At 65.2% G+C, this 24,029-nt stretch carries 17 protein-coding genes; 5 read left to right on the top strand and 12 right to left on the bottom strand.

The annotated features are described in order from the left end of the window. The first annotated feature begins 126 nt into the window (after positions 1-126). From CAL22_RS15520 to CAL22_RS15505, 4 genes are read left to right on the top strand one after another with little or no spacing between them, the layout of a single operon-like run. Positions 127-1,101, top strand: a complete 975-nt coding sequence (locus CAL22_RS15520) for a Bug family tripartite tricarboxylate transporter substrate binding protein (protein ID WP_094814765.1) — start codon at positions 127-129, stop codon at positions 1,099-1,101. 54 nt (positions 1,102-1,155) lie between these two features. Further along, a complete protein-coding gene (araD, locus tag CAL22_RS15515; RefSeq protein ID WP_094814763.1) occupies positions 1,156-2,880 on the top strand; it encodes an L-arabinonate dehydratase in 1,725 nt (574 codons plus the stop codon). 9 nt (positions 2,881-2,889) lie between these two features. Beyond that, positions 2,890-3,684 (top strand): HpcH/HpaI aldolase family protein, encoded by a 795-nt coding sequence (locus tag CAL22_RS15510; protein WP_094814761.1) that lies wholly within the window; start codon positions 2,890-2,892, stop codon positions 3,682-3,684. Positions 3,685-3,733: 49 nt separating this feature from the next. Then, complete coding sequence (locus CAL22_RS15505; RefSeq protein ID WP_094814759.1) at positions 3,734-5,173, top strand: NAD-dependent succinate-semialdehyde dehydrogenase; 1,440 nt, start codon at positions 3,734-3,736, stop codon at positions 5,171-5,173. A gap of 149 nt (positions 5,174-5,322) precedes the next feature. On the opposite strand, the gene dld is transcribed toward CAL22_RS15505, so the two are convergent. The 12 genes from dld to CAL22_RS15445 form a co-directional block, all read right to left on the bottom strand. Continuing rightward, positions 5,323-7,143 (bottom strand): D-lactate dehydrogenase, encoded by a 1,821-nt coding sequence (dld, locus tag CAL22_RS15500; RefSeq protein ID WP_094814757.1) that lies wholly within the window; start codon positions 7,141-7,143, stop codon positions 5,323-5,325. Between the two features lie 236 nt (positions 7,144-7,379). Continuing rightward, positions 7,380-8,339, bottom strand: a complete 960-nt coding sequence (locus tag CAL22_RS15495) for a LysR family transcriptional regulator (protein WP_094816681.1) — start codon at positions 8,337-8,339, stop codon at positions 7,380-7,382. A 315-nt stretch (positions 8,340-8,654) separates the two neighbouring features. After that, positions 8,655-10,319 (bottom strand): AMP-binding protein, encoded by a 1,665-nt coding sequence (locus CAL22_RS15490; protein WP_094814755.1) that lies wholly within the window; start codon positions 10,317-10,319, stop codon positions 8,655-8,657. A gap of 7 nt (positions 10,320-10,326) precedes the next feature. Continuing rightward, positions 10,327-10,938, bottom strand: coding sequence for a chalcone isomerase family protein (locus CAL22_RS15485; protein ID WP_094814753.1), 612 nt, complete (start codon positions 10,936-10,938; stop codon positions 10,327-10,329). Further along, on the bottom strand, positions 10,875-11,447 hold the full coding sequence (locus tag CAL22_RS15480) for a DUF4442 domain-containing protein (protein WP_094814751.1): 573 nt from the start codon (positions 11,445-11,447) through the stop codon (positions 10,875-10,877). Before CAL22_RS15480 ends, CAL22_RS15485 begins: the two co-directional genes overlap by 64 nt. Then, complete coding sequence (locus CAL22_RS15475; RefSeq protein WP_094814749.1) at positions 11,448-12,641, bottom strand: acetyl-CoA C-acyltransferase; 1,194 nt, start codon at positions 12,639-12,641, stop codon at positions 11,448-11,450. 9 nt (positions 12,642-12,650) lie between these two features. Continuing rightward, a complete protein-coding gene (locus tag CAL22_RS15470) occupies positions 12,651-15,035 on the bottom strand; it encodes a 3-hydroxyacyl-CoA dehydrogenase/enoyl-CoA hydratase family protein (protein ID WP_094814747.1) in 2,385 nt (794 codons plus the stop codon). A 60-nt stretch (positions 15,036-15,095) separates the two neighbouring features. After that, a complete protein-coding gene (locus CAL22_RS15465) occupies positions 15,096-16,388 on the bottom strand; it encodes an OmpP1/FadL family transporter (RefSeq protein WP_094814745.1) in 1,293 nt (430 codons plus the stop codon). After that, a complete protein-coding gene (locus tag CAL22_RS15460) occupies positions 16,385-18,370 on the bottom strand; it encodes a 3-hydroxyacyl-CoA dehydrogenase NAD-binding domain-containing protein (protein WP_094814743.1) in 1,986 nt (661 codons plus the stop codon). Before CAL22_RS15460 ends, CAL22_RS15465 begins: the two co-directional genes overlap by 4 nt. Then, the gene (locus CAL22_RS15455; protein ID WP_094814741.1) at positions 18,367-19,659 is read right to left on the bottom strand and encodes an acetyl-CoA C-acetyltransferase; all 1,293 of its coding nucleotides are present in this window, start codon (positions 19,657-19,659) and stop codon (positions 18,367-18,369) included. The genes CAL22_RS15460 and CAL22_RS15455 overlap by 4 nt, the downstream gene beginning before the upstream one ends. Before the next feature lie 11 nt (positions 19,660-19,670). Then, complete coding sequence (locus CAL22_RS15450; protein WP_167383715.1) at positions 19,671-21,992, bottom strand: acyl-CoA dehydrogenase; 2,322 nt, start codon at positions 21,990-21,992, stop codon at positions 19,671-19,673. Between the two features lie 34 nt (positions 21,993-22,026). After that, complete coding sequence (locus CAL22_RS15445; protein ID WP_094814737.1) at positions 22,027-22,689, bottom strand: TetR/AcrR family transcriptional regulator; 663 nt, start codon at positions 22,687-22,689, stop codon at positions 22,027-22,029. 381 nt (positions 22,690-23,070) lie between these two features. Between CAL22_RS15445 and epsC the strand changes: the two genes are divergently transcribed. Beyond that, entirely contained in the window at positions 23,071-24,015 is a 945-nt protein-coding gene (epsC, locus tag CAL22_RS15440; RefSeq protein ID WP_094814735.1) for a serine O-acetyltransferase EpsC, read from the top strand. The last annotated feature ends 14 nt before the right edge of the window (positions 24,016-24,029 follow it).

Below are 24,029 nucleotides of genomic sequence, written 5' to 3'. Positions count from 1 at the left end.
TCAGCTCCGCGTCGCTGACAAGCGGCGACACCCCACGCTTAGCTGTGCATGCTTCAGAATTCTTGAACTCTATTGTTATATTGCTATATAGTTACTCCATAGCAAAACCAACATCGGAGGAAGACAATGAAGCGACTCATTACTGGCGTTTTGGCGGCCTGCGCGTTCGCCACCTTAGCCCCTCAGGCTGTGGCCAAGCCTTGGCCTGAGGAACACCCGATCACTATCGTCGTAGGCTTCCCGGCAGGGTCGGGTCTGGACGTGGTGACGAGGCAGATCTCGGATCAACTGGCCCGCAAGCTCGGACAATCCATCGTCGTGGAGAACCGTGCGGGTGCCGGCGGCAACATCAGTGCCGAGTGGGTGACGCGGGCTCGCCCGGACGGCTATACCTTTCTGATGACGAATCTCGGGGTGCTGGCGGCCAGCCCCGCCCTCTACCAGAACCTGTCTTTTGATCCGGCGAAGGACCTCGACCCAGTGGCTCGAGTGGCCACCTCACAGCTTGTCGCCGTGACCTCCCCTGAACTGCAGGCCAAAGATACGAAGGCGTTTCTGGCACTCGCCAAGGCCAACCCCGGAAACTACACCTACGCATCGGGCGGCAACGGCGCGATCCAGCAACTCGGCACCGAAATGCTCAAGCAGCAGGCAGGTATCGACCTTCGGCATGTGCCGTACAAAGGCGGCGCAGCGGCGATTCCCGATCTCATCAGCAATCGCGTCTCTTTGTTGATCGATGGATTCAGTGTGACAGGTCCTTTGATCAAGACCGGCAAGCTGCGCCCCTTGTTCACGCCGAGCGAGCAACGTAACGCCCAGTACCCGGATGTGCCGACTTCGGCGGAGGTCGGGCTTCCTGACATGCTTATCTATGGGTGGCAGGGCGTCCTGGCGCCCAAGGGTACTTCGCCGGAAGTGATCGAGAAGGTCAGCAAGGCGCTGGAGGAGGTGCTGGCCAGCCCCGAACTGAAGCAGCGGCTGGAAGCGCAGGGCGCCGAGGCAGCCTACATGAACTCGGCTGACTTTGCAGCCTTCGTTGCGCAAGAGCGCAAACGTTGGGGCGATCTGATCCAGCAAGCCGGCATCACCACCAATTGATCGTCTCGATACTCGCGGCACGCCAACGACGTGGCGTCAAGGGAAGGAAGCAAAATGAAAAAGCGTAGTGCGGAGGATTTGCGTAGCCAACGCTGGTTTGGCGCAGACACGCTCAAGGCGTTCATGCACCGTCAGCGCATGCAGCAAGTCGGCCACGGCAGAGACGAGTTCGTGGGCCGGCCGATCGTGGCGATTCTGAATACGTGGAGCGGCCTGAGTCCCTGCCATGCCCATCTGCGAGATCGAGCCGAATCCGTGGCGCGCGGCGTCATTGCCAGTGGAGGCTTTCCTGTCGAGCTTCCCGTGATGTCACTGGGTGAGGTCATGGTCAAGCCGACAACCATGCTGTATCGCAATATGCTGGCCATGGAGACGGAGGAGGTACTTCGCTCTCACCCCGTCGACGGCGCCATTCTGCTGGGCGGTTGCGACAAGACTGGCCCGGGCATGATCATGGGGGCGGTGAGCGCGGGATTGCCCTGCATGTTCGTCCCGGCCGGCCCGATGATCAACGCCACCTGGCGGGGAGAAAAAATCGGTGCAGGCACCCATTCGAAGCAGTATTGGGAGGAGTATCGCGCGGGCACCATTACGCAAAAGGACTGGATCAAGCTTGAAACCGGCATGACGCGTAGTGTCGGCACGTGCAATGTCATGGGAACTGCGTCAACGATGACGCTCGCGATCGAGGCCTTGGGCTTATCCCCCATGGGCGCGGCATCGATTCCGGCGGTGGATGCTGATCACCAACGCATGGCAACGGCAGCCGGGCGGCGTATTGTCGATCTGATCTGGGAAGACTGTACGCCGGCGAAAATTCTCAGCCGTGAGTCTTTTCTCAATGCGATCGTAGCGATCGCGGGCTGCGGCGGCTCGACCAACGCGGCGATCCACATCATTGCAATGGCTCGTCGGGCAGGTTTTTCGATCACGTTGGCCGACTTCGATGCCATCGGGCGCAAGATTCCGTTGCTGGTCAACCTCATGCCCGCGGGCGAGCACCTGATGGCAGACTTTCACTTCGCGGGTGGCCTGCCTGCGGTGTTGAACGAGCTCAGAGACCATTTGCATCTGGAGGCGCTGACCGTTAGCGGCCAAACGTTGGGAAGCGCCATTGCGGATGCTGAAGCGCCCGACCGGGCAGTCATTCGTACCCTTGATACACCCGTCTCAACGCTGCCGGCCTACGCGGTCGTGCGCGGTAACCTGGCGCCTGACGGCGCGGTCATCAAACCGACGGCGGCAACCGCCCGCCTGTTGCAGCATCGAGGGCCTGCCCTGGTCTTCGAGAATCCAACGGATATGACCAACAGGATCGACGACCCAGCCCTGGAGGTCACGGAAGACACCGTGCTGGTGTTGCGCAATGCCGGCCCGCTGGGCGGACCGGGTATGCCGGAGTGGGGCAATCTTCCGATGCCCAAGCGTCTGCTGGCCAAAGGCGTGCGGGACATGGTCCGTATTTCGGACGCCCGCATGAGCGGCACTCACTATGGAACCTGTGTGCTGCACGTCGCGCCTGAGGCTGCCATTGGTGGACCGCTTGCCTTGGTTCAGGACGGGGACATCATTGAATTGAGTTTGGAAGAGCGCCGCTTGAGTCTGCTGGTCAGCGAGGAAGAGCTCGCCCGCCGCCGCAAGAAGTGGAAGGCGCCTGCACCGACTGCATCCCGAGGGTACTCCAAGCTCTTTGCAGAACACGTAACCCAGGCGCCGGAGGGATGCGACTTCGATTTCCTCGAAGGGGCCGGTGGCGTGAAAGACTTCATTATCTATTGAGGCAAGCCGATGACTGAGCACAAAGACACTCTGCGTACGCGCCTCAAGCGCGGCGAAGCCCTGATTGGGAGCTGGATAGCGACGCCCAACCCGGCCTTCGCCGAGCTCGCGGCAGTTTGCGGCCTGGATTTCGTACTGATCGACCTGGAGCATGGGTGCCTCGATCTGCCTGACGTCGCGCCTATGATCCGGGCGCTCGAGTCCCGCGGGCATACCCGCGCTTTGGTACGGGTTCCCAATCATGATGTGACGCTGATCGCTCGTGTTCTTGACCGCGGCGCGCACGGCATCGTGGTTCCGCGCGTGGATGATGTGCAAACCGCCCGCCGTGTCGCCTCGGCGGCGAGGTTCCCGCCCTCGGGGACCCGCGGCCTCGCGCCTGGCGTCGTCAGGGCCGCGAATTACGGCTCCGATACACGGTTTCGCGCCCGCTCGGACGAGGAAGTGCTGGTCGCCGTCCAGGTCGAATCGCGTCGCGCGGCCGAGCAGGCTGTGGAGATTGCGACCGCCGAAGGCGTGGACCTGGTCTTTATCGGGCCCAGTGATCTGTCGGCGGACATGGACCGCAGCGGTGGTCTTTCTCAATCCGCACTGACCGCATATATCGATGACATCGTCAGCCGCGTCAAGGCGGCAGGCACCCCTGTCGGCACGCTGCCGCATGCGGGACGCAACGCGCAGGCCTTGGTCGAACTGGGGTTCCAGCTGGTTGCCGCAGGCAGCGACATCAGTTTCATGAAGCAGGGCATAGAAGCCCTGTTGAGCCCGTTGCAGACCCGCGGCCCTCAAGCCATGGGTTATTGATGTCCGCGCTTCAGACACGCTGACGACGCTTACACAGCAAGGTCCACACATGACTTATCCAGGCACACAACTTTTTATTGCGGGACAATGGCGGGCGGGGGCAAAGGGGAAAACCCTCGACGTCGTATCCCCTTCGAGCGGCAAAGTGCTCGCGCAGGTGGCCCGAGCGGAAATCGCCGATCTTGACGATGCGATCGTCGCGGTGGGCACCGGTTTTTCGATCTGGAGCAGCATGCTTGCGATCGAGCGTAACCGCATTATGCGCAAGGCCGCGGAGCAACTGCGCGAGCGCGCAGCCTTCATCGCCGAACTCATTACGCAAGAGCAGGGCAAAACGCTGACTGAGGCGATGGGCGAGGTGCGGGCATCCGCGGATACCTTGGAGTGGTATGCCGATGAGTCGTTACGCATTTACGGCCGCCTGGTTCCTTCGCGCGTGGCGGCGAACGTGCGCAACATGGTGGTCAAGGATCCCATCGGCCCCGTTGCGGCGTTTACCCCTTGGAACTACCCGCTTACCCAGGTCGTGCGCAAAGTTGGTGCAGCACTGGCGGCGGGATGTGCTTTGATTGTCAAAGCTCCGGAAGAGACGCCGGCGGCTCCGGCCGAACTCATGAGGGCCTTGCAGGAAGCGGGCTTGCCCGACGGCGTAGTGAACCTGGTATTCGGAGATCCTGCCCAGATTTCGAGTTACCTGGTCGCTCACCCTGTGATCCGCAAGATTACGTTCACCGGTTCGACCGCTGTCGGTAAACAGTTGGCCGCGCTCGCGGGGCAGTACATGAAGCGCGCCTCGATGGAGCTGGGTGGGCACGCTCCGGTATTGATCGCCGAGGATGCCGATCTCGATCTGGCGGTCGATGCGTGCATCGCAGCGAAGTTTCGCAATTCGGGTCAGGTTTGCGTGTCACCTTCGCGATTTCTCGTGCAGTCGCGAGTGGCCTCGGCGTTCGCCGAGCGATTTTCGGAGCGGGCAAAGCAACTGAAGGTAGACGATGGCATGGTCGCCGGAAGCCAGGTGGGGCCGCTGTCCAATCCCCGGCGCGTGCTGGCCATGAAAAAGCTGACAGGCGATGCCTTGGCGCGTGGCGCGACATTGCTGGCGGGCGGAAAGGCGCTGGATAGGCCGGGCAACTTCTGGGAGCCGACCGTGCTTTTCAACGTACCGGCGGATGCGCTCGCGTTTAACGAAGAGCCTTTCGGGCCGCTGGCCAGCGTGATGCCATTCGACCATGTCGAGCAAGCCATCGAGGAGGCAAATCGGCTTCCCTACGGTTTGGCGGCCTATGCTTTCACGTCTTCACTGAAGTATTCCGATCTCTTTATTCGCAGACTGCAGGCAGGACTGCTGTGGATCAATATGCCGTCGATTCCTGCCGTTGAAATGCCGTTCGGGGGAGTCAAGGATTCAGGGTATGGTTCGGATTGCGGACCCGAGGCGATTGAGGGGTATCTCGTGGCCCGATCCATCTCGATGTGCAGCCACTGAACCTCGAGATCGGCGAAGCCCCGTCGATCTTCCGCAAGCCCTGGCAGCCCTTCTAGCGCCACGCCTGGCGAGGCGCCTTGATTCAAAGGGCAGGCTGGGCGCTGCGCGAGGCCCTTGCCGCAGGGCGGGTTCGGCCAGTTGTCCTCCGGTTACGCCCAGTCTGCGAGCTTGGAGGTTCGGCCGATGCCCGGGTTGAACTGATTGCAAGGATCCAGTTGCCGGTAGAAGGCCTTGAGCTCCGGGGGCGCATCGTACAGGTGACCGACGTTGTGCTCGGCAGGATAGCGGGCACCGCGCGCATCCAGCAGTTTCCAGATGCGATGTTCAAGTGCCAGGCAGTCGGTGCCCCGTTTGACAATGTAATCCTGATGGAAGACATGGCAGAGGAAATGCCCGTAATAGAGTTTCTTGATGAAGGCGGCCTCCATGTCTTGCGGAAGCTGCTCCACCCAATTTCTATCATTGCGCCGCAATGCGACGTCCAGGGCAACGATATCCTCGACTTCTTCGTGGTGAACCGCACGATAGCGTATCGCCGCGCCCGCCGCGCTAAAGCGTAAGAGAAATGCCGCAACGCCCTCCTGCGGACTGCAAAGAAAGAAGTCGCCTTCCCGCGCGTGAAAATAACTCTCCATGAATGTCCGTACGGTCTCGATCAGGCCGGCCGACACCTTGATCATGAGATGGTGTTCATAGGACTGACGATACGTGCGCAACCGCGCCGGGAGGTGGTCAGGGAAGCGTCGGCTCAACCATTGCAGGAGTCTGTCGCTGCTGTGCTTAGGCAGAAAGGGGAGGCGCGCGCAGACATTGTCAAACCACGCCTTGGCTGCGAAGAACTTCGGAATCCTGGCCGTGCCCAGTTTGCGGATGGTGATGAAGGTGTCTTTTCCATAGACGTCGGCGATGTCGAAGGCGTCCCGATGCAGATACTCTCCTGAGATCGGTAACGTGGGCATGGCAGTCAAGAGAAATCGGCGGATATCGTTCAGATCCTGGGGGTCATTGGTGCCCACGTAGAACACTTCTGTCTGGCTCTCGGCGGGGAAGGTGTCTAGCCGTACCGCAAACAGAATGACTTTTCCGGCGCTGCCGGACGCTTCGAAGAGCCGGCCGGGATCCGCGTTGTATCGAGCCGGCGTATCTGCCTCGACATCCCGGACGTGTTGTGCATAACCGTGGTCGGAGCCTCGGCGGGCCTCATCCGTGATGTCAGCGGCACGGTAGTCACCGGCGTCCAGGCGGCCCAGTATCTCCTCTGCATCCGAACCGAGCTGCACACCAAGATGGTTGATGAGTTGCAGCTCTCCTGTTTGGGTCAACTGGGCGTACAAGGCCATCTCGGTATAGGCGGGGCCGCGTTGCACCAAGGATCCGCCAGAGTTGTTGCAGATCCCGCCCAGTACGGAGGCGCCGATGCACGAAGATCCGATGACGGAGTGTGGTTCCCGGCCGAGGGGTTTGAGCGCTTGTTCGAGCTGATCCAGCGTGGCGCCAGGCAGACAAATCACCTGCTGGCCGTCGCGGATGAGATCGACACGTTTCATCCGTAAGGTGCTGATGATCACCACCTCGCGATCGTAGCCGTCGCCGTCTGGCGTGGAGCCGCCGGTCAGCCCCGTATTGGCCGCCTGCATGATGACGATTCTGTTGTGTTCAACGCACAACTTCACGATGCGCCACTGTTGCAGCAGGCTGCCCGGCCGCACCACGGCGATGGCTCGCCCGAATCCGAACCGGAATCCGGCTCGGTAGCGCCGGGTACGTTGCTCGTCGGTCAGGACATGCGCGGTGCCGACCACGTCACGCAGCCGCGCCAGGAAAGCGGGGGCGTCCTCGTGCTTGGCCTGGCCATCCTGCTCAAATGAAGTGTTGTTCAATGGATCGTCCCAGCTTGTAGGAGGGCGGAGTCTTGACGGGCCGGACAAGGATGTCACGCGCTGCCTCAATGGGGGATGCGAGGACAGCATGGGCGTGACCCTCATCGGACGGGCTAGTCGTGGCTGCGCGCCGAGTTCAGGTTTCTTTGGCACGTCGAGTCGACGTCCGCCCGCCGAGGGACAGCGGCCTGCATCCATCGTTGTCGCGCGGCCGGCCCGGGGCTGCCGAAGCTGATCTTGTAGTGTGCACGAAAGCGCGTGGTTGGGTGATCAGGAATTTTCGCTGAGCGATAACCAAAACCGATGAGTGGGCGCTGTACGGCCGTTCAAGATGCCAGTTCGGCTGCGGTGCGCAGCACCAGGGCTTCGAACGTGCGGACATGCGGCGCTTGCTCGAGGTCTTTCCTGGAAATGAGACTGATAGGGGGGAAGCGTCCGCGATCGGCCGCGAGTAGCCGGGCCAGCTCCCCGCTCGCTTCTCCTTGCTGGGCGAGGGAGCGGGGCATCAGGCCGATCAGCCTGCTCCCGCCGATCAGCGTCCGAACCTGGCTGAAACTATTGAAGGCCACGACGACGTTAGGCCGTGGCAGGCCGCGCAGGGTGAAGAGGTGGTCGGCCATTTCGCGTAGCGGCGAGCCTGCTGCGGGGAGTACCCACTTTTCGCTGCAAAGATCTGTCCATCCCACACGGTCTTGCCTGGCCAAGGGATGGTGCGCTGCACTGACGACATCAAAGGATTCCGAATAAACCTCGACGACGCGAAAATCGTTCAGCAGGTTGGCGGACAGGACGCGGCCGAATATCAGATCCAGCTCGTTGTGTTGCAGGCCTACGACCAACCGGTTAGTGGGAGCCTCCGTCAACGCCAGGCTCACCTGCGGATGCGTCATCATGAGCTGTTCGGTCACGCGGGCCAGCAGCGGTATGGACAGGGAGGGGAGTACGCCGAGGCGAATCTCGCCGATGCCGCCTGTGGCGAACAAGGCCAGTTCGTTGCACATATTGCCGACGTCTGACATGACAATGGTGAAGTGACGGCGTATCAGCTCGCCGTGGGCAGTCATTCGCATGCCTCTTCTGTCACGCACGAAGAGCGGGACGCCGAACATACTTTCGAGATCTTGAATCAGCTTGGTGGCGGCAGGCTGGGTCATGCTGGAAGCCTCGGCGGCCTTCCGCAAGGATTGCATTTCGCACAGGTGGCGAAACAGCTCGATGTGCTTGATGCGCAGCCGCGACCTCAGTAGGTGGGGGGGCGTCGCAGTAGAAAGTGGACGTTCCATCATCGCGGCTCCCAGGGTGATAGCGAAACTATGGCGCATGGCATGAGCGTGTGATTATCTAAGAGCCACGCCTTAGCGCATAGCGGGAAAAGCAGGTGGGTAAGGCTGTTTTCCGCCGCGCGCCAGTGCCGCGGAGAGGGTGCGTCTTTCCTTGTACCTTCAGCGGTCGTCGCGCCGAACGGCCTGCCGGCCAGGCGCGGTCCGCCATCTGCCGGTATCGCGCCAATCGAACGTTGCCCTTGCGGGGAGCCTGCAAGGGCAACATGCCACCGCTCGGGCGGCCCCGCTCATTGCGTCAGATGGCGCGGAATCGCCGTCTCAGGGATTCAGCGTTTCTTCGCGCAGTTTGCGTCTTAGGATCTTGCCCACGTTGCTGCGGGGCAGGTCCTTGCGGAACACGACGTGACGCGGGACCTTGTAGCCGGTGAGGTAGCGGCGGCAGTAGTCGATCACGGCTTTTTCGGTCAGGGTGGGATCGCTGGCGATGACGAACAGCCTGACGGCTTCGCCGGAGCGTTCGTCGGGCCAGCCGACCGCGGCGGCTTCGCGGATGCCGGGGCAGGTTGCGGCCACTTCTTCGACTTCGCTCGGATAGACGTTAAAGCCGGAGACCAGGATCAGGTCTTTCTTGCGATCGACCAGAAACAGATAGCCTTCCGGATTGACATAGCCCATGTCGCCCGTGCGCAGATAGCCTTGCGGATAGAAGGCGCGCTCGGTTTCTGCAGGCTGCTGCCAGTAGCCGCTCATCACTTGCGGCCCGCGCACGCAGATTTCGCCGCTTTGCCCCGGCGGGACTTCCTGGCCCTGTTCGTCGCGGATGGAGATGTCGGTCGAGGGCACGGGCAGGCCGACCGAGCCGTTGAACTCGGCCTGGTCCAGCGGGTTGAGGGCCACGGCGGGCGAAGCTTCGGTCAGGCCGTAAGCCTGAGCCAAGGGCTTGCCGGTCACCGCGCGCCAGCGCTCGGCCACGGTTTTCTGGACTGCCATGCCGCCGCCCAGGGTCATGTGCAGGTCGTGAAAGTCCAGGGCCCGAAAATCTTTGTTTTCGAGCAGGGCGTTGAAGAGGGTGTTGACGCCGGTGAAGCTGGTGAAACGATGGCGCCGCAGCGCTCGCACCGTGGCGGGGATATCGCGCGGGTTGAGAATCAGCAGGTTGCTCGCACCGAGTTTGAGAAAGGTCAGGCAGTTCGCCGTCAGTGCGAAGATATGGTAGAGCGGCAGGGCCGTGACCACGCACTCCTTGCCCTCGGTGGCCAGCGGCCGGATCCAGGCGTGCGCCTGGTTGAGGTTGGCCACCATGTTGCGATGGCTCAGCATGGCGGCCTTGGCTCGGCCAGTGGTGCCGCCGGTGTATTGCAGAAAGGCCAAATCCTCGCCGCCGATGGCCGGGCGCTCGTAGCTTTGCTGGCTGCCTTGGCGCAGGGCGGCGCGCCAGACGGTGTGGCCGGGCAGCGTCCAGGCCGGCACCAGTTTTCTGATATGACGCAGCACGAAGTTGACTAGCCGGGCCTTGACGGGGCGCAGCATGTCGCCCACGGAGGTGACCACGATATGCTTGATCTGGGTGTCGGGCAGCACGGCTTGCAGCGTGGCGGCGAAGTTCTCGGCGATGACGATGGCGCGGGCCCCGGAGTCGGCCAGTTGGTGGCGCAGTTCGCGCGCGGTGTACAGCGGATTGCAGTTGACCACCACGCAGCCGGCGCGCAGCGTCCCGAACGCCGCCACCGGGTACTGCAGCATATTGGGCATCATGATGGCGACGCGGTCGCCCGGAACCAGCCCCTGGGCACGCAACCAGTTGGCGAAGTGGCGCGACAGGCGCTCCAGTTCGTCATAGCGCAGGTCGGCCCCCATGCTCATGTAGGCGGTGTGGTCCGCAAAGCGCGTGCACGCTTCTTCCAGTACGTCATTCAAGGTGCCGTCGGCCGTGATGTCGGCCGGCACGCCTGCGGGATAGTTGCGTAGCCAGAGTCTTTCCATATGCTTCCTAGTGCAGGCCCAGCAAGGCTTGTTTGAGCGAGGCCTGTGTCGGGGTGTCGCCCAGCCAGACGCGCATCAGCGCAGCGGGCAGCAGCGGATCGTCGATGCGGCCTTTATCTTGGCGGTTGTAAACGATGTCGACCGTCGCGCCGTTCATGTCGAGATCGATCGTGTCGCCCTCGCGCAGGCGGTCTATGGTCTTGAGCATGCGTGACATCTGATCGACGGACGGTTTGAGCGCCCAGGAGTCCGTGGCGCTGTGGTTGGCCTCGAGTTCGCTGCGCATGGCCTCGTCCAGGTCCTGGCTCTCGATGTCACGCAGCATGTGCAGATGCAGCCGGCGCGCGCCCGGTCCTTCGATCAGCTGGGCCGCCGTGGCGTTGGGGTCGGGCGCGTAGAGCGCGGCCAGATAGATCCGGAAGACGAACTTGGTGTGCACGCCGGCGCCGACCAGCTGGAGGGTCTGGCCGGCCTGGTTGACCTCCCGCGCGATGGGGATGCCTTCGACCTCGAGGGTCTGGCCGCTGGCGGCCGCGGGGACGGGGCAGGCGATGATCAGGGCGCAGACTCCTCCCTGGACGAGGATGCGCAGGCAGGAGAGTCTGTAGGGGTAGACCATGGCACGGCTCCTGAAGTCTTCTGGCGATAGAAGTCCTTGTCTGCCAGATAGACGCTGCGCTCGACCACGGCGTAGACCTCGCCGGCCGCATCCTTGAGTTCGACCGTATAGAGGCGCGTGGTTTCGTGCTGACTATCGAGCAGGGTGCGTATCTGGGCGATCTCCCCGCGCGGCAGATGAAACTCAGCATACAGCGTTTCGTAGGCCGGGCGGCGAAACCGGATGCTGGCGGCCTTGTCCCAGACGATGACGTCCCGCCCCAGGGCCAGCATGAGCAGGGTAGGATGCGCGCCGTCCGTCACGGCGAACAACGCGCCGCCGTAGATGGAGCCCACCAGATTGCGCGTGCGCCGGTTCAGGGGCAGACGCACGCGCAGGCTGCGGTAGTCGCGGGCCACGTGGGTCACCCGTCCCCCCGTGGCACGGAAGGCCGGGTGCAGGTTGAAACCCAGACGCAGGACCGCGGCCCGCCAGGCGGGCGGTACGTAGCGCAGCCAGTCAAGTTGCATCTAGAGCGCCTCGAAAATGCCGGCCGCGCCCATGCCCGTGCCGATGCACATGGTCACCATGCCGTAGCGCGTGCCGGTGCGGCGCAGCCCGTGCAGCAGGGTGGCGGTGCGCAAGGCGCCGGTCGCGCCCAGCGGATGGCCCAGTGCGATCGCACCGCCCAGCGGGTTGACGCGGGCCGGATCCAGCCCCAGGTCGCGGATGACCGCCAGGGACTGGGCGGCAAAGGCTTCGTTCAGCTCGATCCAGCCGATGTCGTCCAGCGCCAGGCCGGCACGCTGCAGCGCCTTGGGGACGGCCGCGATCGGCCCTATGCCCATGATCTCGGGCGGTACGCCGGCGACCGAAAAGCTCAGAAAACGGGCCAGCGGTTCCAACTGGAACTGCTTGAGCATGCGCTCGGACACGAGAATGATCGCACCCGCGCCATCGGACATCTGCGAGCTGTTGCCCGCGGTGACGCTGCCGCGTGCGGCGAAGACGGGTTTCAGGCGCGCCAGCGCTTCGAGCGAGGTGTCCGGACGCGGGCCTTCGTCAATCTCGGCCAGTTGCGCGGTCTCGCGCACGACGCCCGTCTGGCCGTCCGGCAAATGCCGCACGATGTTGTAGGGCGTGATCTCGGCGCGGAAGTGGCCAGCGGCGATGGCCGCGCAGGCTTTCTGGTGCGAGGCCAGCGCGAACGCGTCCTGATCGGCACGCGAGACTTTCCAGCGTTCGGCCACGCGTTCGCCCGTCAGGCCCATGCCATAGGCCATGCCCAGGGTGTCTTCTTGCGCGAAGATGCGCGGGTTCAGGGCGACCTTGTTGCCCATGATCTGCGGCATGGCGCTCATCGATTCGGTGCCTGCGCCGATCATGATGTCGGCCTCGCCATTGCGGATCCGGGCGGCCGCGTCCGCGACCGCCTGCAGGCCCGAGGCGCAGAAGCGGTTGACGGTCACGCCGGCTACGGATTGCGGCAGCCCGGCCAGAAGGAGCGACATGCGGGCGACGTTCATGCCCTGTTCGGCCTCGGGCATGGCGCAGCCTGCGATGACATCCTCGATCAGGGCCGGGTCTAACGTCGGGACCTGGGCCAGCGCACCCTGCAAGGCCGCAGCCAGCATATCGTCGGGGCGGGTGGTGGCGTACATGCCGTTGCGCTTGCCCACGGGCAGGCGGGTGGCGGCCACGATATAAGCGTCGGTTTGGCTCATGCTCTATCCTCAGTTGCGCAGGGGCTTGCCGGTGTCCAGGGTGTGGCGGATGCGGGCCTGGGTTTCGGGGGTGCGCAACAGCGCCACGAACTCGCGCCGTTCGACGGCGAGCATCCATGCCTCATCCACGAGCGTGCCGGCGTCGACTTCGCCGCCGCACAGTGCCACGGCGGCGCTGCGCGCAACGCGCAAATCATGGTCGCTGATCATGCCGCCGGCATGCATGTTCACCAGCACCATCTCGAAGTTGGCGATGCCTGTGCGGCCCGCCACGGGTATGCGTTGGCGCCGGGGGCGCGGAACATGGCCGGCATCGGCAGCCGCGCGCGCGACTCGCAAACCGATCCACAACAGTTCGTCAGGGTGAAAGGCGATGACATCCTGGGCCTGCGCGTAGCCCATCGATATGGCCAGCAGGGCGCTCTTGCTGACTTGGGCAGTGGCGATGTTCTGGAACACCGGCTGCAGATACGGGAAGACCTCGGCGGGCGTGGCCGTGGCCTGCGCCAGGTCGGCCGCTCGGCTAGCCAGAAAGGCGCTGCCGCCTCCGGCCGGGATCAGCCCGACGCCAGCCTCGACCAGGCCGATATAGCTCTCCAGCGCCAGCACGCGGTGGCTGGCGCGCATGAGGAATTCGCAGCCGCCACCCAGGGCCATGCCTTGTACGGCGGCCACCACGGGGATGCGGGCCTCCTGCAGGCAGAGCGAGGTGTTCTGGAATTTTTCGACCATGCGCTCGAGCATGTCGAACTCGCCAGCCTGGCAGGCCTGGTGGACCTGTTCGAGGTTGGCGCCCACCGCAAAGGGAGCGTCATGCCAGAACACCAGGCCGTCGAAGTCGCGTTCGGCCAGCGCGACGGCGTGTTGAATGCCCTGCAGCACTTCGCTGCCCAGAGTGTGCATCTTGGATGTCAGCGACAGAATGGCCAGCCCGCGGTCCTGCTCCGGCAATTGCCACAGCCGTACGCCTTCGCCCTCCCAGATCGTGGTGCCGCGCGGCGCCGGCGGTTCGCCCACCAGGCGTTCGGCGAGCAATTGGCGCTGGTAGACGGGCAGATCGGAACGCGGCCGCAGCGTGCGCGAGCGCGCCGACCATGAGCCGGCCGCGCTGTGCACGCCGTCGCGCTCGCCCACCCAATCAGGCAGCGGCGTGTCGCTCATGGCGCGGCCCGCCGCGATGTCTTCGGCGATGGCCTGCGTCAGCGCCTGCCAGCCCGCGGCCTGCCAGGTCTCGAAAGGACCCTGGGCCCAGCCAAAACCCCAGCGCATGGCCAGATCGACGTCGCGCGCATTGTCGGCGACGTCGGCCAGATGCACGGCGCTGTAATGGAAGGTGTCGCGCAACAGGCTCCAGAGGAATTGGGCCTGGGGCTCCGGGCTGGCCCGCAACGCAGCCAGACGGCGGGCCGGATCGCGCTCTTTGAGGATGGCGTCGACGGCAGGCACGATCTTGCCGGCAGCGGCGCGATACTGCCCGGTGGCCGCGTCCAGCACCTGGATCTCCTTGCCGACTTTTTTGTATACGCCGGCACCGCTTTTCTGACCGAGCGCGCCGTGATCGATCAGCGTCTGCAGCCAGGCGGGGACCGAGAAATAGCGGTGCCAGGGATCCTGCGGCAGTTGGTCGCGCATCGTGCCCACGACATGGGCCAGGGTGTCCAGGCCCACCACGTCGGCGGTGCGGTAGGTGGCGCTTTTGGGGCGGCCCAGGCGAGGCCCGGTCAGCGCATCCACGTCATCGAAAGCCAGGCCCAGGCGCTGGGTATGGTGCAGCGCGGCCAGGATGGAGAACACGCCGATGCGGTTGGCGACGAAGTTGGGCGTATCCAAGGCGCGCACGACGCCTTTGCCCAGCCGCGAGGTCAACCAGGTTTCGAGATGATCCAGCACGTCGGGGCGAGTGTGCGCCGTGGCGATGATCTCCACCAGGCGCATATAGCGCGGCGGATTGAAGAAGTGGACGCCGCAGAAACGCGGCCGCAAGGCTTCGGGCAGGGCGTCGGCCAGGGTGTTGATCGACAGGCCGGAGGTGTTGGAGGCCAGAATCGCGTCGGGCGCGACATGCGGTGCGATGCGGTGATAGAGGTCGGTCTTCCAATCCAGCCGCTCGGCGATGGCCTCGATCACCAGATCGCAGTGCGCCAGGCGCGGCAGATCGTCGTCATAGTTGGCGGGCGTGATCAGCGCCAGGCGATCGGGCCGCGCCAGCGGCGCCGGCTCGAGTTTCTTCAGGCCGGCCAGCGCACGCTCGACCACGCCGTTGCGCGCGCCTTCCTTGGCGGTCAGGTCATAGAGCGTGACGGGTATTCCGGCGTTGGCCAGATGCGCGGCGATTTGCGCGCCCATGACGCCCGCTCCGAGGACGGCGGCATGCTTGACGGTGAACGTGCTCACGAAAAACCTCCTGTCTTGGCCGGCCCGGGGGCATGCGCCCGCCGGGGCCGGATACGGCAATCAGAAGCGGGTGGAGACCTGCAGACCGATGATGTTGCCCTTGCTGGTGTAGTCGCCCGCCAGGCGGCCCTTGGTCAGGATATTGCCCGACGTGGAGTCGACCTTGGAGTCACGGACATACAGATAGGTATAGCCCAGATCGATGGTCGTGTCCTTGGTGACGAGATACTGCACGCCGGTGGAGAACCACCAGCGGTCGCTGTCGGGCAACGAGGCGGGCCGGTCGCTGGCCTTGTAGACCGGGGATTGATCAAAGGCCACGCCGACCTTCCATTTCCATTGCGAGGCGAACTTGTACGTGGCACCCAACGCGACGCGCCAACTGTCACGGAAGTTCAGCGGCAGTTCGTCGCTGCCGGCGCCATCGTTCTGGATGCGCAATTGAGGGATGCTGCTCCAGCCCGTCCAGGACACATCGCCCAGCAACTGCCATTTCTCATTGAGCTGATGGCTGACGCTGAAGATCAGGGTGTCGGGCAGCGTGACCTTGGCCTTGGCGTCATACGAGGCGCTGGCCATGCCCAGCGGCGTGCGGATGTTGTCGACGTCGGTCGTGCCCGTGGCCGTGTGGCGGATCTTGGAGCGGTAGGACACGCCGATGCGGGTGTCCTCGGTCGGTTGCAGCATCATGCCGATGTTCCAGCCCCAGGCGTCGCCGTCCATGTTGAGGGTGGCATCGCCCGTGGTGACCAGCGGGCCGACCGGCACGACGGTCTTTTTCTTGTACTCGGCGTCGATGTGCTGCCAGTTCAGGCCCGCGCCCAGCGAGAACATCTCGTTGACCTTGTAGGCCACCGTCGGATTGATGTTGATGGTCTTGATGTCGAACTTGTTCGAGTGATATTGGCCGTCCCAGCCGGAGTCGTACTTGGTCATCAGGCCAAAGGGCGCGCCCATGCCCAGGCCCAGATACCACTTGTCGGTGACCTGCCAGGAAATATAGAAATTGGGCACATACCCCCAACTGCCGGCGTCGCCGCCGTTGCCGCCGGTCGGCGCGCCGCCGCCCAGCGCCGAGGGGTTGCGGCTCTCGCCGTTGTTTTTGAACTTGAACGACGGGCGGATGGCGTTCATGCCCGCACTGATCGAGACGCCCGGCAGGTAGGTGATGCCGGCGGGGTTGTAGTACATGACGCTGGCGTTTTCCGGATTGGCCGCCGAGCCCGCGTAGGCATTGCCCAATCCGCTGGCGTTCTGTTCGAGCAACTGGAAGCCGGCGGCATAGGCTTGCGCCGCGCCCAGGCTGGTCAGGGCAATGACCAAAGTTTTCAAGGCGAGTTTGGGGCGTGTCATGTTGGATAGTCTCCGGGGGTGTTTATTTCTTCATGCTGCGGGGAAGCGATGGGCCGGCTCGAATCTCCGGTCTGGGATTGGCGGTAATGGAGGGGGCCGCCGGTAAATGGGGCGAAGCCGGTGCCGAAAATCACGCCCGCGTCGGCGAGCTCGGCGTCGGCCACCACGCCGTTGTCGACCAAGGCCTGGGTGCGGTCGATGAGCGGATCGATGAGGCGCTGAGACAGGCCGGGCGCCGCCTGGCCTGGCGTGCCGCGCTGCGGCTTGTCCTCCTGCCAGCGGTAAAAGCCGCGGCCGGTTTTGCGGCCCAGATCGCCGCGTGCCACGCGTTCGGCCAGGCAGTTGGGCGGCTCGGCCTGCGCGGACAACGGTTTGCCTGCGGCCAGGACGATGTCCAGGCCCACCGTGTCGGCCAGTTCCAGCGGGCCCATGGGCATGCCGAACTTAGTCATTGCCGCATCGATGGTCTCGGGCAGGAGGCCTTCGTCGACGCAGCGCATGGCCTCCAGCATGTAAGGCGCCAGCACCGCATTGACCAGAAAGCCGGGCGCATCGCGCACGGGCAGGGGCAGTTTGCCGAGTTGGCCCACGAAGGCGCAGGCCCGGGCTTGGGCGGCCTCGTTGCCTGCCGCGCCGATGACCTCGACCAGCGGCATCTTGGCCACCGGATTGAAGAAATGCACGCCCACCAGCCGCAGCGGATCGGCCAGGCCTTCGCGCAGGGTGGCCAGCGATAGGCTGGAGGTATTGGTGGCCAGCAGTGCGCCCGTCTTGAGCCGGGGTTCGACCTGGCGGTAGAGCGCCTGCTTGGCCTGAACCTGTTCGGAGATGGCCTCGATGACCAGATCCGCGCCGGGGATGCCATCGCCCCGGGGGTCGGGGATCAGGCGATCGAAGGCGGCGCGTGCGGCGCGCCGATCTTTCAGGCGGCGGCTGAACAGGGCGCCGGCGCGCTGGATCGCGGGGGCGATGCGCTCCATCGAGACATCCTGCAAGGTCACGCGCAACCCTTTGTAGGCGCACCAGGCGGCGATATCCGCGCCCATGACGCCCGCGCCGATCACATGCACATGCTGTATGCCGGCCTCGCCGCGCGCATTGGCCTTAAGGCGCTCTTGCAGCCGGAAGACGCGCAGCAGATTGCGGGCCGTGGGCGACTGGATGATCCGCGCCAGCAGAGGCGCCGCGAGCAGGGCGTTGCCGTGATGACGTTCCCAGATGTCGACGATGGCCGCCGGGGCGGGATAGTGTCCTTGCGGATCTTTGGCGGCAATGGTTTTGCGCGCGCGGGCGGCGATGATGCCGCGTAAGGGCCAGCGGTTGGTCAAGCCGGCCACACCGCCGGCGCGGCGGGGCTTGCGCCCCGAGAGCACCGTCTGGCGGGCGGCCTGCAGCAGCAGCCGTTGCGGTACGCGGGCATCGGCCAGCCCCAGCGTGACCGCGCGGCGCGCATCGATGCGCCGGCCCGTGAGCATCATGTCCAGCGCGGCCGGCGCACCGATGAGCGCCGGCAGGCGCAGCATCCCGCCCCAGCCCGGGAATATGCCCAGCATGACTTCGGGCAGCGCCAGCGCGGTGGCCGGGTCGTCGGCCACCAGGCGGTAACGGCAGGCCAGGGCCAGTTCCAGGCCGCCGCCCAGGCATTGCCCGTGAATCAGCGCCAGCGTGGGATAGCGCACGCGCGCCAGACGGGCGAACAGATTCCAACCGCGCTCGACCAGAGCGCGGGCGTCGTCGGGGGTGGCCAGATGGGCGAACTCATCGATGTCGGCCCCCACCACGAAACCGCCCGGCTTGGCCGAGCGGATGATCAGGCCCGCGGGCGCGGCGGCGTCCAGGTGATCGAGCACTTGGGACAGCTCGGCCATGACATCGGCAGACAGGGCGTTGACACTGGATCCGGCACGGTCGAGCACCAGCCAGGCCAGGCCGTTGCTTTCGCGCTCGAGCCGCCAATGCAGCCAGTGTGTTGCGGCGCTCATATCGCCTCCTCCAGGGTTTCGACCAGCATGGCGCCGCCTTGGCCGCCGCCGATGCAGATAGCGGCCATGCCGCGCTTTTTGCCCCGGGCGCGCAGCGCCTGCAGCAGATGCAGCACGATGCGCGCGCCGGATGCGCCGACGGGATGGCCGATGGCAATGGCGCCGCCGTCGACGTTGAGCCGCTGCGGATCCAGCGCGCCCCAGGCCGCCGTACCGAAGTGTTCCTGGCAATAGGCGTCATCTTGCCAGGCGGCTACGCAGGCTAGCACCTGAGCGGCAAAGGCCTCGTTGATTTCCCACAAGTCCAGATCATTGAGTCCCAGGCCGTGACGCTGCAGGATGGGCGTGGCGGCATGCACCGGGCCCAGGCCCATCTGTGCCGGATCCAGGCCGGCCCACTGGCTGTCCACAATGCGCCCGATGGGGCGCAACTGCCATTGCCGCACGGCGGATTCGGAGGCCAGCAGCACCATGGCCGCCCCATCGCTGACCTGCGAGCTGTTGCCGGCGGTCACGTTGCCAAAGGGTTTGTCGAAGACGGGTTTGAGGCGGGCGAGCTTCTCCACGCTAGAGTCGGTGCGCACGCCGTCATCGGCCGGATAGCGTTTGCCCGAGGCGTCGATCAAGGGCTGGATTTCCGCCAGACGTCCGGCCTGCTGGGCGGCAAGCGCACGCTCGTGGCTGAGGGCGGAATAGGCATCCATCATGCTGCGGCTGATGCCGAAACGCGTCGCGAGGTTTTCGGCGGTCTGGCCCATGGACAGGCCCACGACCGGATCGGTCAGGCCCTTGAGCAGGCCGATGACCGGTGCGAGGGCGCGCAGGCGCAGTTTGGTCAGCAAGCTCAGGCGCGCGCCCAGGCTGCGTGCGGCGAACCACTGCGCCAGCCAGGCCGCCATCTCATCGGAAAACAGCAGCGGCGCGCGCGATAGCGCGTCGGTGCCGCCAGCCAGGACGAGCTGGCTGCGGCCCAGTTGGATATTGGCGATGGCACTGTCGAGCGCCTGCATGCCGGAAGCGCAATTGCGCTGCACCGTCCAGCCCGGCACGCGATGGCCGCAGCCCAGGCGCAGGCCGATGACCCGGCCGATGTTGACCTCATCGGGTGAAGGCGCTGCGCAGCCGATGATGACCTCGTCGAGATCGGTGGGGGCGAAGGGCTGGCGCAACAGCAGGGCGCGGCCGGACTGCACGGCCAGATCGGATGCCGCGAAAGGGCCAGGCCCGGTGCGGGCTTTGAGAAACGGTGAGCGGGCACCGTCGACGACATAAACCGGTTCGAAAGGCATGGGCGGGTTCCTCAAGCGGTGGGCCGGCGATGCAGGTCAGGCGGAAAGTCGTCGACCTTGACGACCTGGTCGCGCAGGGCATTACGCTTTTGCATGATGGCATAGTCCTCTTGGCCCAGGGCGCCGGCCTCGAAAGCGGCGGTGGCCAGGTCCCGGACGTTGGCCTTGGGATCATGGCCCAGCGTGCCGCTTTTCTGCAGTTTGCGCACACGCGCTTCGATGGCCTCGGCTTCGATGGTGGCGCTGAGGGCGGCTTCGATGGCCGCGACGGGCTCGCCGACGTCGGCCGGTACAAAGCAGTTCGCGGTCAGGCGCTCGCGCGCACCGCCGGGGGCGATGAGCAATTGGGCCACTTGCTGGCCGAGGTGGTCCGAGGGCCGCTTCCAGGGACGGCCCCAGGGGAAGATGACGACGCGCAGGGTCTTGGCCAGGGCGCGCTGAGGGAGGTTGTCCAGCACCCCCAGCAAGGCTTCCTGAGCACGCCAGAGCGCGTCCTGCAGCGCCCATTGCGCCAGCGGCAGATCGTCGGCGGGCCGGCCCTGGTCTTCGAAGCGCTTGAGCACGGCGCTGGCCAAATACATCTGCGCCAGCACGTCGCCCAGTCTGGCCGACAGGCTTTCACGCCGTTTCAGGCTGCCGCCCAGCGCCAGCATGCAGGCGTCGCAGCTCAGGGCGAAGGCGGCCGACAAGCGGCCAAGCGCGCGGTAGTAAGGCTGCAGCGCCGCGTCGGCTTGCCCGGGGGCGCGATTGAAGCGCCCCGCGGTCAGCGCGCTGCCCAGCGTGCGCAGGGTATTGGCCGACACGAAACGCACATGGGCCCAGAAAGCGCGGTCGAAGGCCAGCAGGCCCTCGTCGGTCTTGGGATTCTGGGCTGCGCGCATTTCGTCCAGAACATGCGGGTGGCAGCGGATCGCGCCCTGCCCGAAGATGATGAGACTGCGGGTCAGGATGTTGGCGCCTTCGACCGTGATCCCGATGGGCAGTTGCTGATAGGCCCGGCCCAGGAAATTCGACGGCCCCAGGCAGATACCTTTGCCGCCGATGATGTCCATGCCGTCGTTGACGACCTGGCGCGCGCGCTCGGTGACGTGATATTTGACGATGGCCGATACCACCGAAGGACGTTCGCCCAGGTCGATGGCGCCCGCGGTCATGACACGCGCGGCGTCCATTGCATAGGTATTGCCGCCGATGCGCGCGAGCGCTTCCTGCACGCCTTCGAACTTGCCCACCGCGAGCTGGAACTGGCTGCGTACCCGGGCATAGGCGCCGACGGCACGGGTGGTGAGTTGCGACATGCCGGTATTCGAGGACGGCAAAGAAATCGAGCGCCCCGCTGCCAGGCATTCCATGAGCATGCGCCAGCCGTGGCCGGCCCGTTCGGCGCCGCCGATGATGAAGTCCAGCGGCATGAAGACGTCCTTTCCGCGGGTCGGGCCGTTCATGAACATGGCGTTGAGCGGAAAATGGCGCCGGCCGGTCTCTACGCCCGGGTGATCGCGCGGCACCAGCGCGCAGGTGATGCCGATATCCGGCGTCGGGCCCAGCAAGCCATCCGGGTCGTAGAGCCGGAAGGCCAGCCCGAGCAAGGTGCAGACCGGCGCGAGTGTGATGTAGCGCTTGTCCCAGGTCACGCGCATGCCGAGCACTTCGCGGCCCTGCCACTGACCGCGGCAGACGACGCCGTAATCGGGGATGGCCGCGGCGTCCGAGCCGGCCCAGGGGCTGGTCAGGGCGAAGGCGGGGATCTCATCGCCGCGCGCCAGCCGGGGCAGATAGTGATCCTTCTGGGCTTCGGTGCCGTAGTGCAGAAGCAGTTCGGCAGGCCCCAGGGAGTTGGGAACCATGACCGAGACGGCCAGCGCGGAGCAGCGCGTCGACAGCCGTGTCACGATCTCCGAATGGGCGAAGGCGGAAAAGCCCAGTCCGCCGTATTCCTTGGGAATGATCATGCCGAAGAAACCGTCGCGCTTGAGCGCCGCCCAGACCTCGGGCGGCAGATCGAGATCCTGTTCGGTGACGCGCCAGTCATCCACCATGGCGCAGACCCGGGCTGTCGGGCCCTCCAGGAAAGCCTGCTCTTCGGCGCTCAGGGCCGGCCGCGGAATGGCCAGCAGGCGCTGCCAATCCGGGCGGCCGCGAAACAGTTCGCCCTCCCACCATACCGTGCCCGCCTCCAGCGCGTCGCGCTCGGTTTGCGACATGGTCGGCAGCACCTTGCGATACAGCCGGAACACGGGCCGGGTCAGCAGCGTGCGGCGCAAGGGGGCCAGCGCCAGCACGAGCGCGGCCAGCACGGCCAGCGCGAGCAATACCCACAGGACGATCTTCAGAGCGGTCATGCGCAGCCTCTCCCGATTTGTGTGTTCAGACAGTGGGGGGCGGCAGCGGCGCGCGCAGACCACCCAGAAGAAAACTCATCAAGCGCGGCAGAAGCAGGTCCGGATTGTCCGGCTGCTCTTCCTCCTGGATGGCCCAACCCGTGGCGATGCGCAGCGTATCGGTGCCGATGATGGCGTAGGAGGTCGCGCCCAGCATGAACTGGAAACGCCACATGATTTCGGCGCGCGGCACCCCGGGCAGAGCTTGGAACAGCGCTTGCTTGTAGCGCTCCATGACATCCGCGTACTCGTCGGCGAACAGGGCCCGGATGAAGCCGGCCGGATCGGTCATGGTGCGTTCGAGCAGTGGCATGAAGGCCTTGCCATCCGGGTCGCTGCTGGCGGCCAGCCGCAGCAGGGTGCCGAAGAAGGCGTCGACGATCTGTGAGGGTTTCAGGGGCGCGCCCGCGGCCTGGGCCTCCAGCGCGTCGAGCAGGCGCAAGCGTTCGTGATTGACGATTTCCAGCCGCCGTTTGAGCACGGCCTGCACCAGGGCCTCCTTGCTGCCGAAGTGATAGTTCACGGCCGCCAGATTGACGCCCGCATCGCGGGTGATCTGGCGCATCGAGGTGCCGTCGTAGCCCTGTTGGGCAAAAAGACGCTCGGCGCTGTGCAAAATGGTCTGCCGGGTATTGCGGTGGTCTTGCATCGCCCGCCCTGATTCAAACGTTTGTTTGAATCGACTATACGGGTTTGAAGCGGGGGCGGCGAGCGCCCGCCGCCCGGCTCAGGGTTAGTCCCGACGCGGGGCCGCAAGCCCTTGCTGCGCCGCGCCATCGCCATGCGGCGGTCGGTGGCGGTCCGCCGCGGCTCGGGGGCCGCAGGCGTTTATGCTGCGGCGCAGTGTTGCGAGCGCGTCACAGAAACCGGGCGGCATAACCCCGCAAACATGTCAGCCGGCGCGCGCCGGGAGGGCGCCACCGGTTACAGTGACCCCTGTTATTGATAGACGGGCGCGCCTCTGCGCGCCCCTCGTTCCGAGGTTGAGCATGGTTTTTTCGCGTATGGAAGCGCGCCGGGGAGCCCGGCGATGAGCAAGGATCTGACCCTGGCGCACTGGAATCTGGATGGCATCGTCTCGGGCCTGCGGGCCGCGCGCGTGGCCTGGCGCGGCCCGCGCGGGCGCCTGCGCGAAGAGGCCTCCGGCGGGCGCGAGTTTCCCTCGCAGCAAAGTCTGCAGGAAATCATCAAGCAGCTCTGTGGCGCCTTGTTTCCGATGCGCCTGGGGCCGCTGGACCTGCGCGAAGAGGGCGAGGACTTCTACGTCGGGCACACCATCGGCGCGGCGCTCGATGCCCTGTTGCAGCAGGTCTGTCTGGAGCTCGAGCATCTGGGCCGCGATGACCCGCGCCCGCATGACGAGACGCTGACCCGCGGCGTGGAGATCGTTCGCGCATTCGGCGCGGCGCTGCCGGACGTGCGCGCCGCGCTGGATCTGGATGTCACGGCGGCCTATCAGGGCGACCCGGCCGCGCGCAGCGTGGACGAAGTGTTGCTCTGCTATCCCGGCGTGACGGCGATGATCCACCATCGCCTGGCCAACGTCCTCTACCGCTTGGGCGCGCCCATGCTGGCGCGCATCGTGGCCGAGATCGCACATGCCGAAACCGGCATCGATATCCATCCGGGCGCGACCATCGGCCGCAGCTTTTTCATCGATCACGGCACGGGCGTGGTGATCGGCGAGACGGCCATCATCGGTGACCGGGTGCGGCTCTATCAGATGGTGACCCTGGGCGCCAAGCGCTTTCCGCCGGGCGAAAATGGCGAGCTCAAGAAAGGCCTGCCGCGCCACCCCATCATCGAAGACGACGTCGTCATTTACGCGGGCGCGACCATTCTCGGCCGTATCACCATCGGCAAGGGGTCGACCATCGGCGGCAATGTCTGGCTCACGCGCAGCGTGGCGCCCAATAGCAATGTGACGCAGGCCGGTCTGATCAACGATATGCCCAATTGCGGTCTGGGCGGCTGAGCGCGCGGGGCTGC

Source organism: Bordetella genomosp. 12 (assembly GCF_002261355.1).
Lineage (GTDB): Bacteria > Pseudomonadota > Gammaproteobacteria > Burkholderiales > Burkholderiaceae_B > Bordetella.
The sequence above is the reverse complement of the archived record's forward strand: the minus strand, read 5'-3'. Positions and strand labels throughout refer to the sequence as shown.

What these genes read in the sequence shown, in the direction of transcription:
- CAL22_RS15520 (WP_094814765.1), top strand. Translation starts at nt 127, where the DNA reads ATGAAGCGACTCATTACTGGCGTTTTGGCGGCCTGCGCGTTCGCCACC.
- araD (WP_094814763.1), top strand. Translation starts at nt 1,156, where the DNA reads ATGAAAAAGCGTAGTGCGGAGGATTTGCGTAGCCAACGCTGGTTTGGC.
- CAL22_RS15510 (WP_094814761.1), top strand. Translation starts at nt 2,890, where the DNA reads ATGACTGAGCACAAAGACACTCTGCGTACGCGCCTCAAGCGCGGCGAA.
- CAL22_RS15505 (WP_094814759.1), top strand. Translation starts at nt 3,734, where the DNA reads ATGACTTATCCAGGCACACAACTTTTTATTGCGGGACAATGGCGGGCG.
- dld (WP_094814757.1), bottom strand. Translation starts at nt 7,143, where the DNA reads ATGCTGTCCTCGCATCCCCCATTGAGGCAGCGCGTGACATCCTTGTCC.
- CAL22_RS15495 (WP_094816681.1), bottom strand. Translation starts at nt 8,339, where the DNA reads ATGATGGAACGTCCACTTTCTACTGCGACGCCCCCCCACCTACTGAGG.
- CAL22_RS15490 (WP_094814755.1), bottom strand. Translation starts at nt 10,319, where the DNA reads ATGGAAAGACTCTGGCTACGCAACTATCCCGCAGGCGTGCCGGCCGAC.
- CAL22_RS15485 (WP_094814753.1), bottom strand. Translation starts at nt 10,938, where the DNA reads ATGGTCTACCCCTACAGACTCTCCTGCCTGCGCATCCTCGTCCAGGGA.
- CAL22_RS15480 (WP_094814751.1), bottom strand. Translation starts at nt 11,447, where the DNA reads ATGCAACTTGACTGGCTGCGCTACGTACCGCCCGCCTGGCGGGCCGCG.
- CAL22_RS15475 (WP_094814749.1), bottom strand. Translation starts at nt 12,641, where the DNA reads ATGAGCCAAACCGACGCTTATATCGTGGCCGCCACCCGCCTGCCCGTG.
- CAL22_RS15465 (WP_094814745.1), bottom strand. Translation starts at nt 16,388, where the DNA reads ATGACACGCCCCAAACTCGCCTTGAAAACTTTGGTCATTGCCCTGACC.
- CAL22_RS15460 (WP_094814743.1), bottom strand. Translation starts at nt 18,370, where the DNA reads ATGAGCGCCGCAACACACTGGCTGCATTGGCGGCTCGAGCGCGAAAGC.
- CAL22_RS15455 (WP_094814741.1), bottom strand. Translation starts at nt 19,659, where the DNA reads ATGCCTTTCGAACCGGTTTATGTCGTCGACGGTGCCCGCTCACCGTTT.
- CAL22_RS15445 (WP_094814737.1), bottom strand. Translation starts at nt 22,689, where the DNA reads ATGCAAGACCACCGCAATACCCGGCAGACCATTTTGCACAGCGCCGAG.
- epsC (WP_094814735.1), top strand. Translation starts at nt 23,071, where the DNA reads ATGAGCAAGGATCTGACCCTGGCGCACTGGAATCTGGATGGCATCGTC.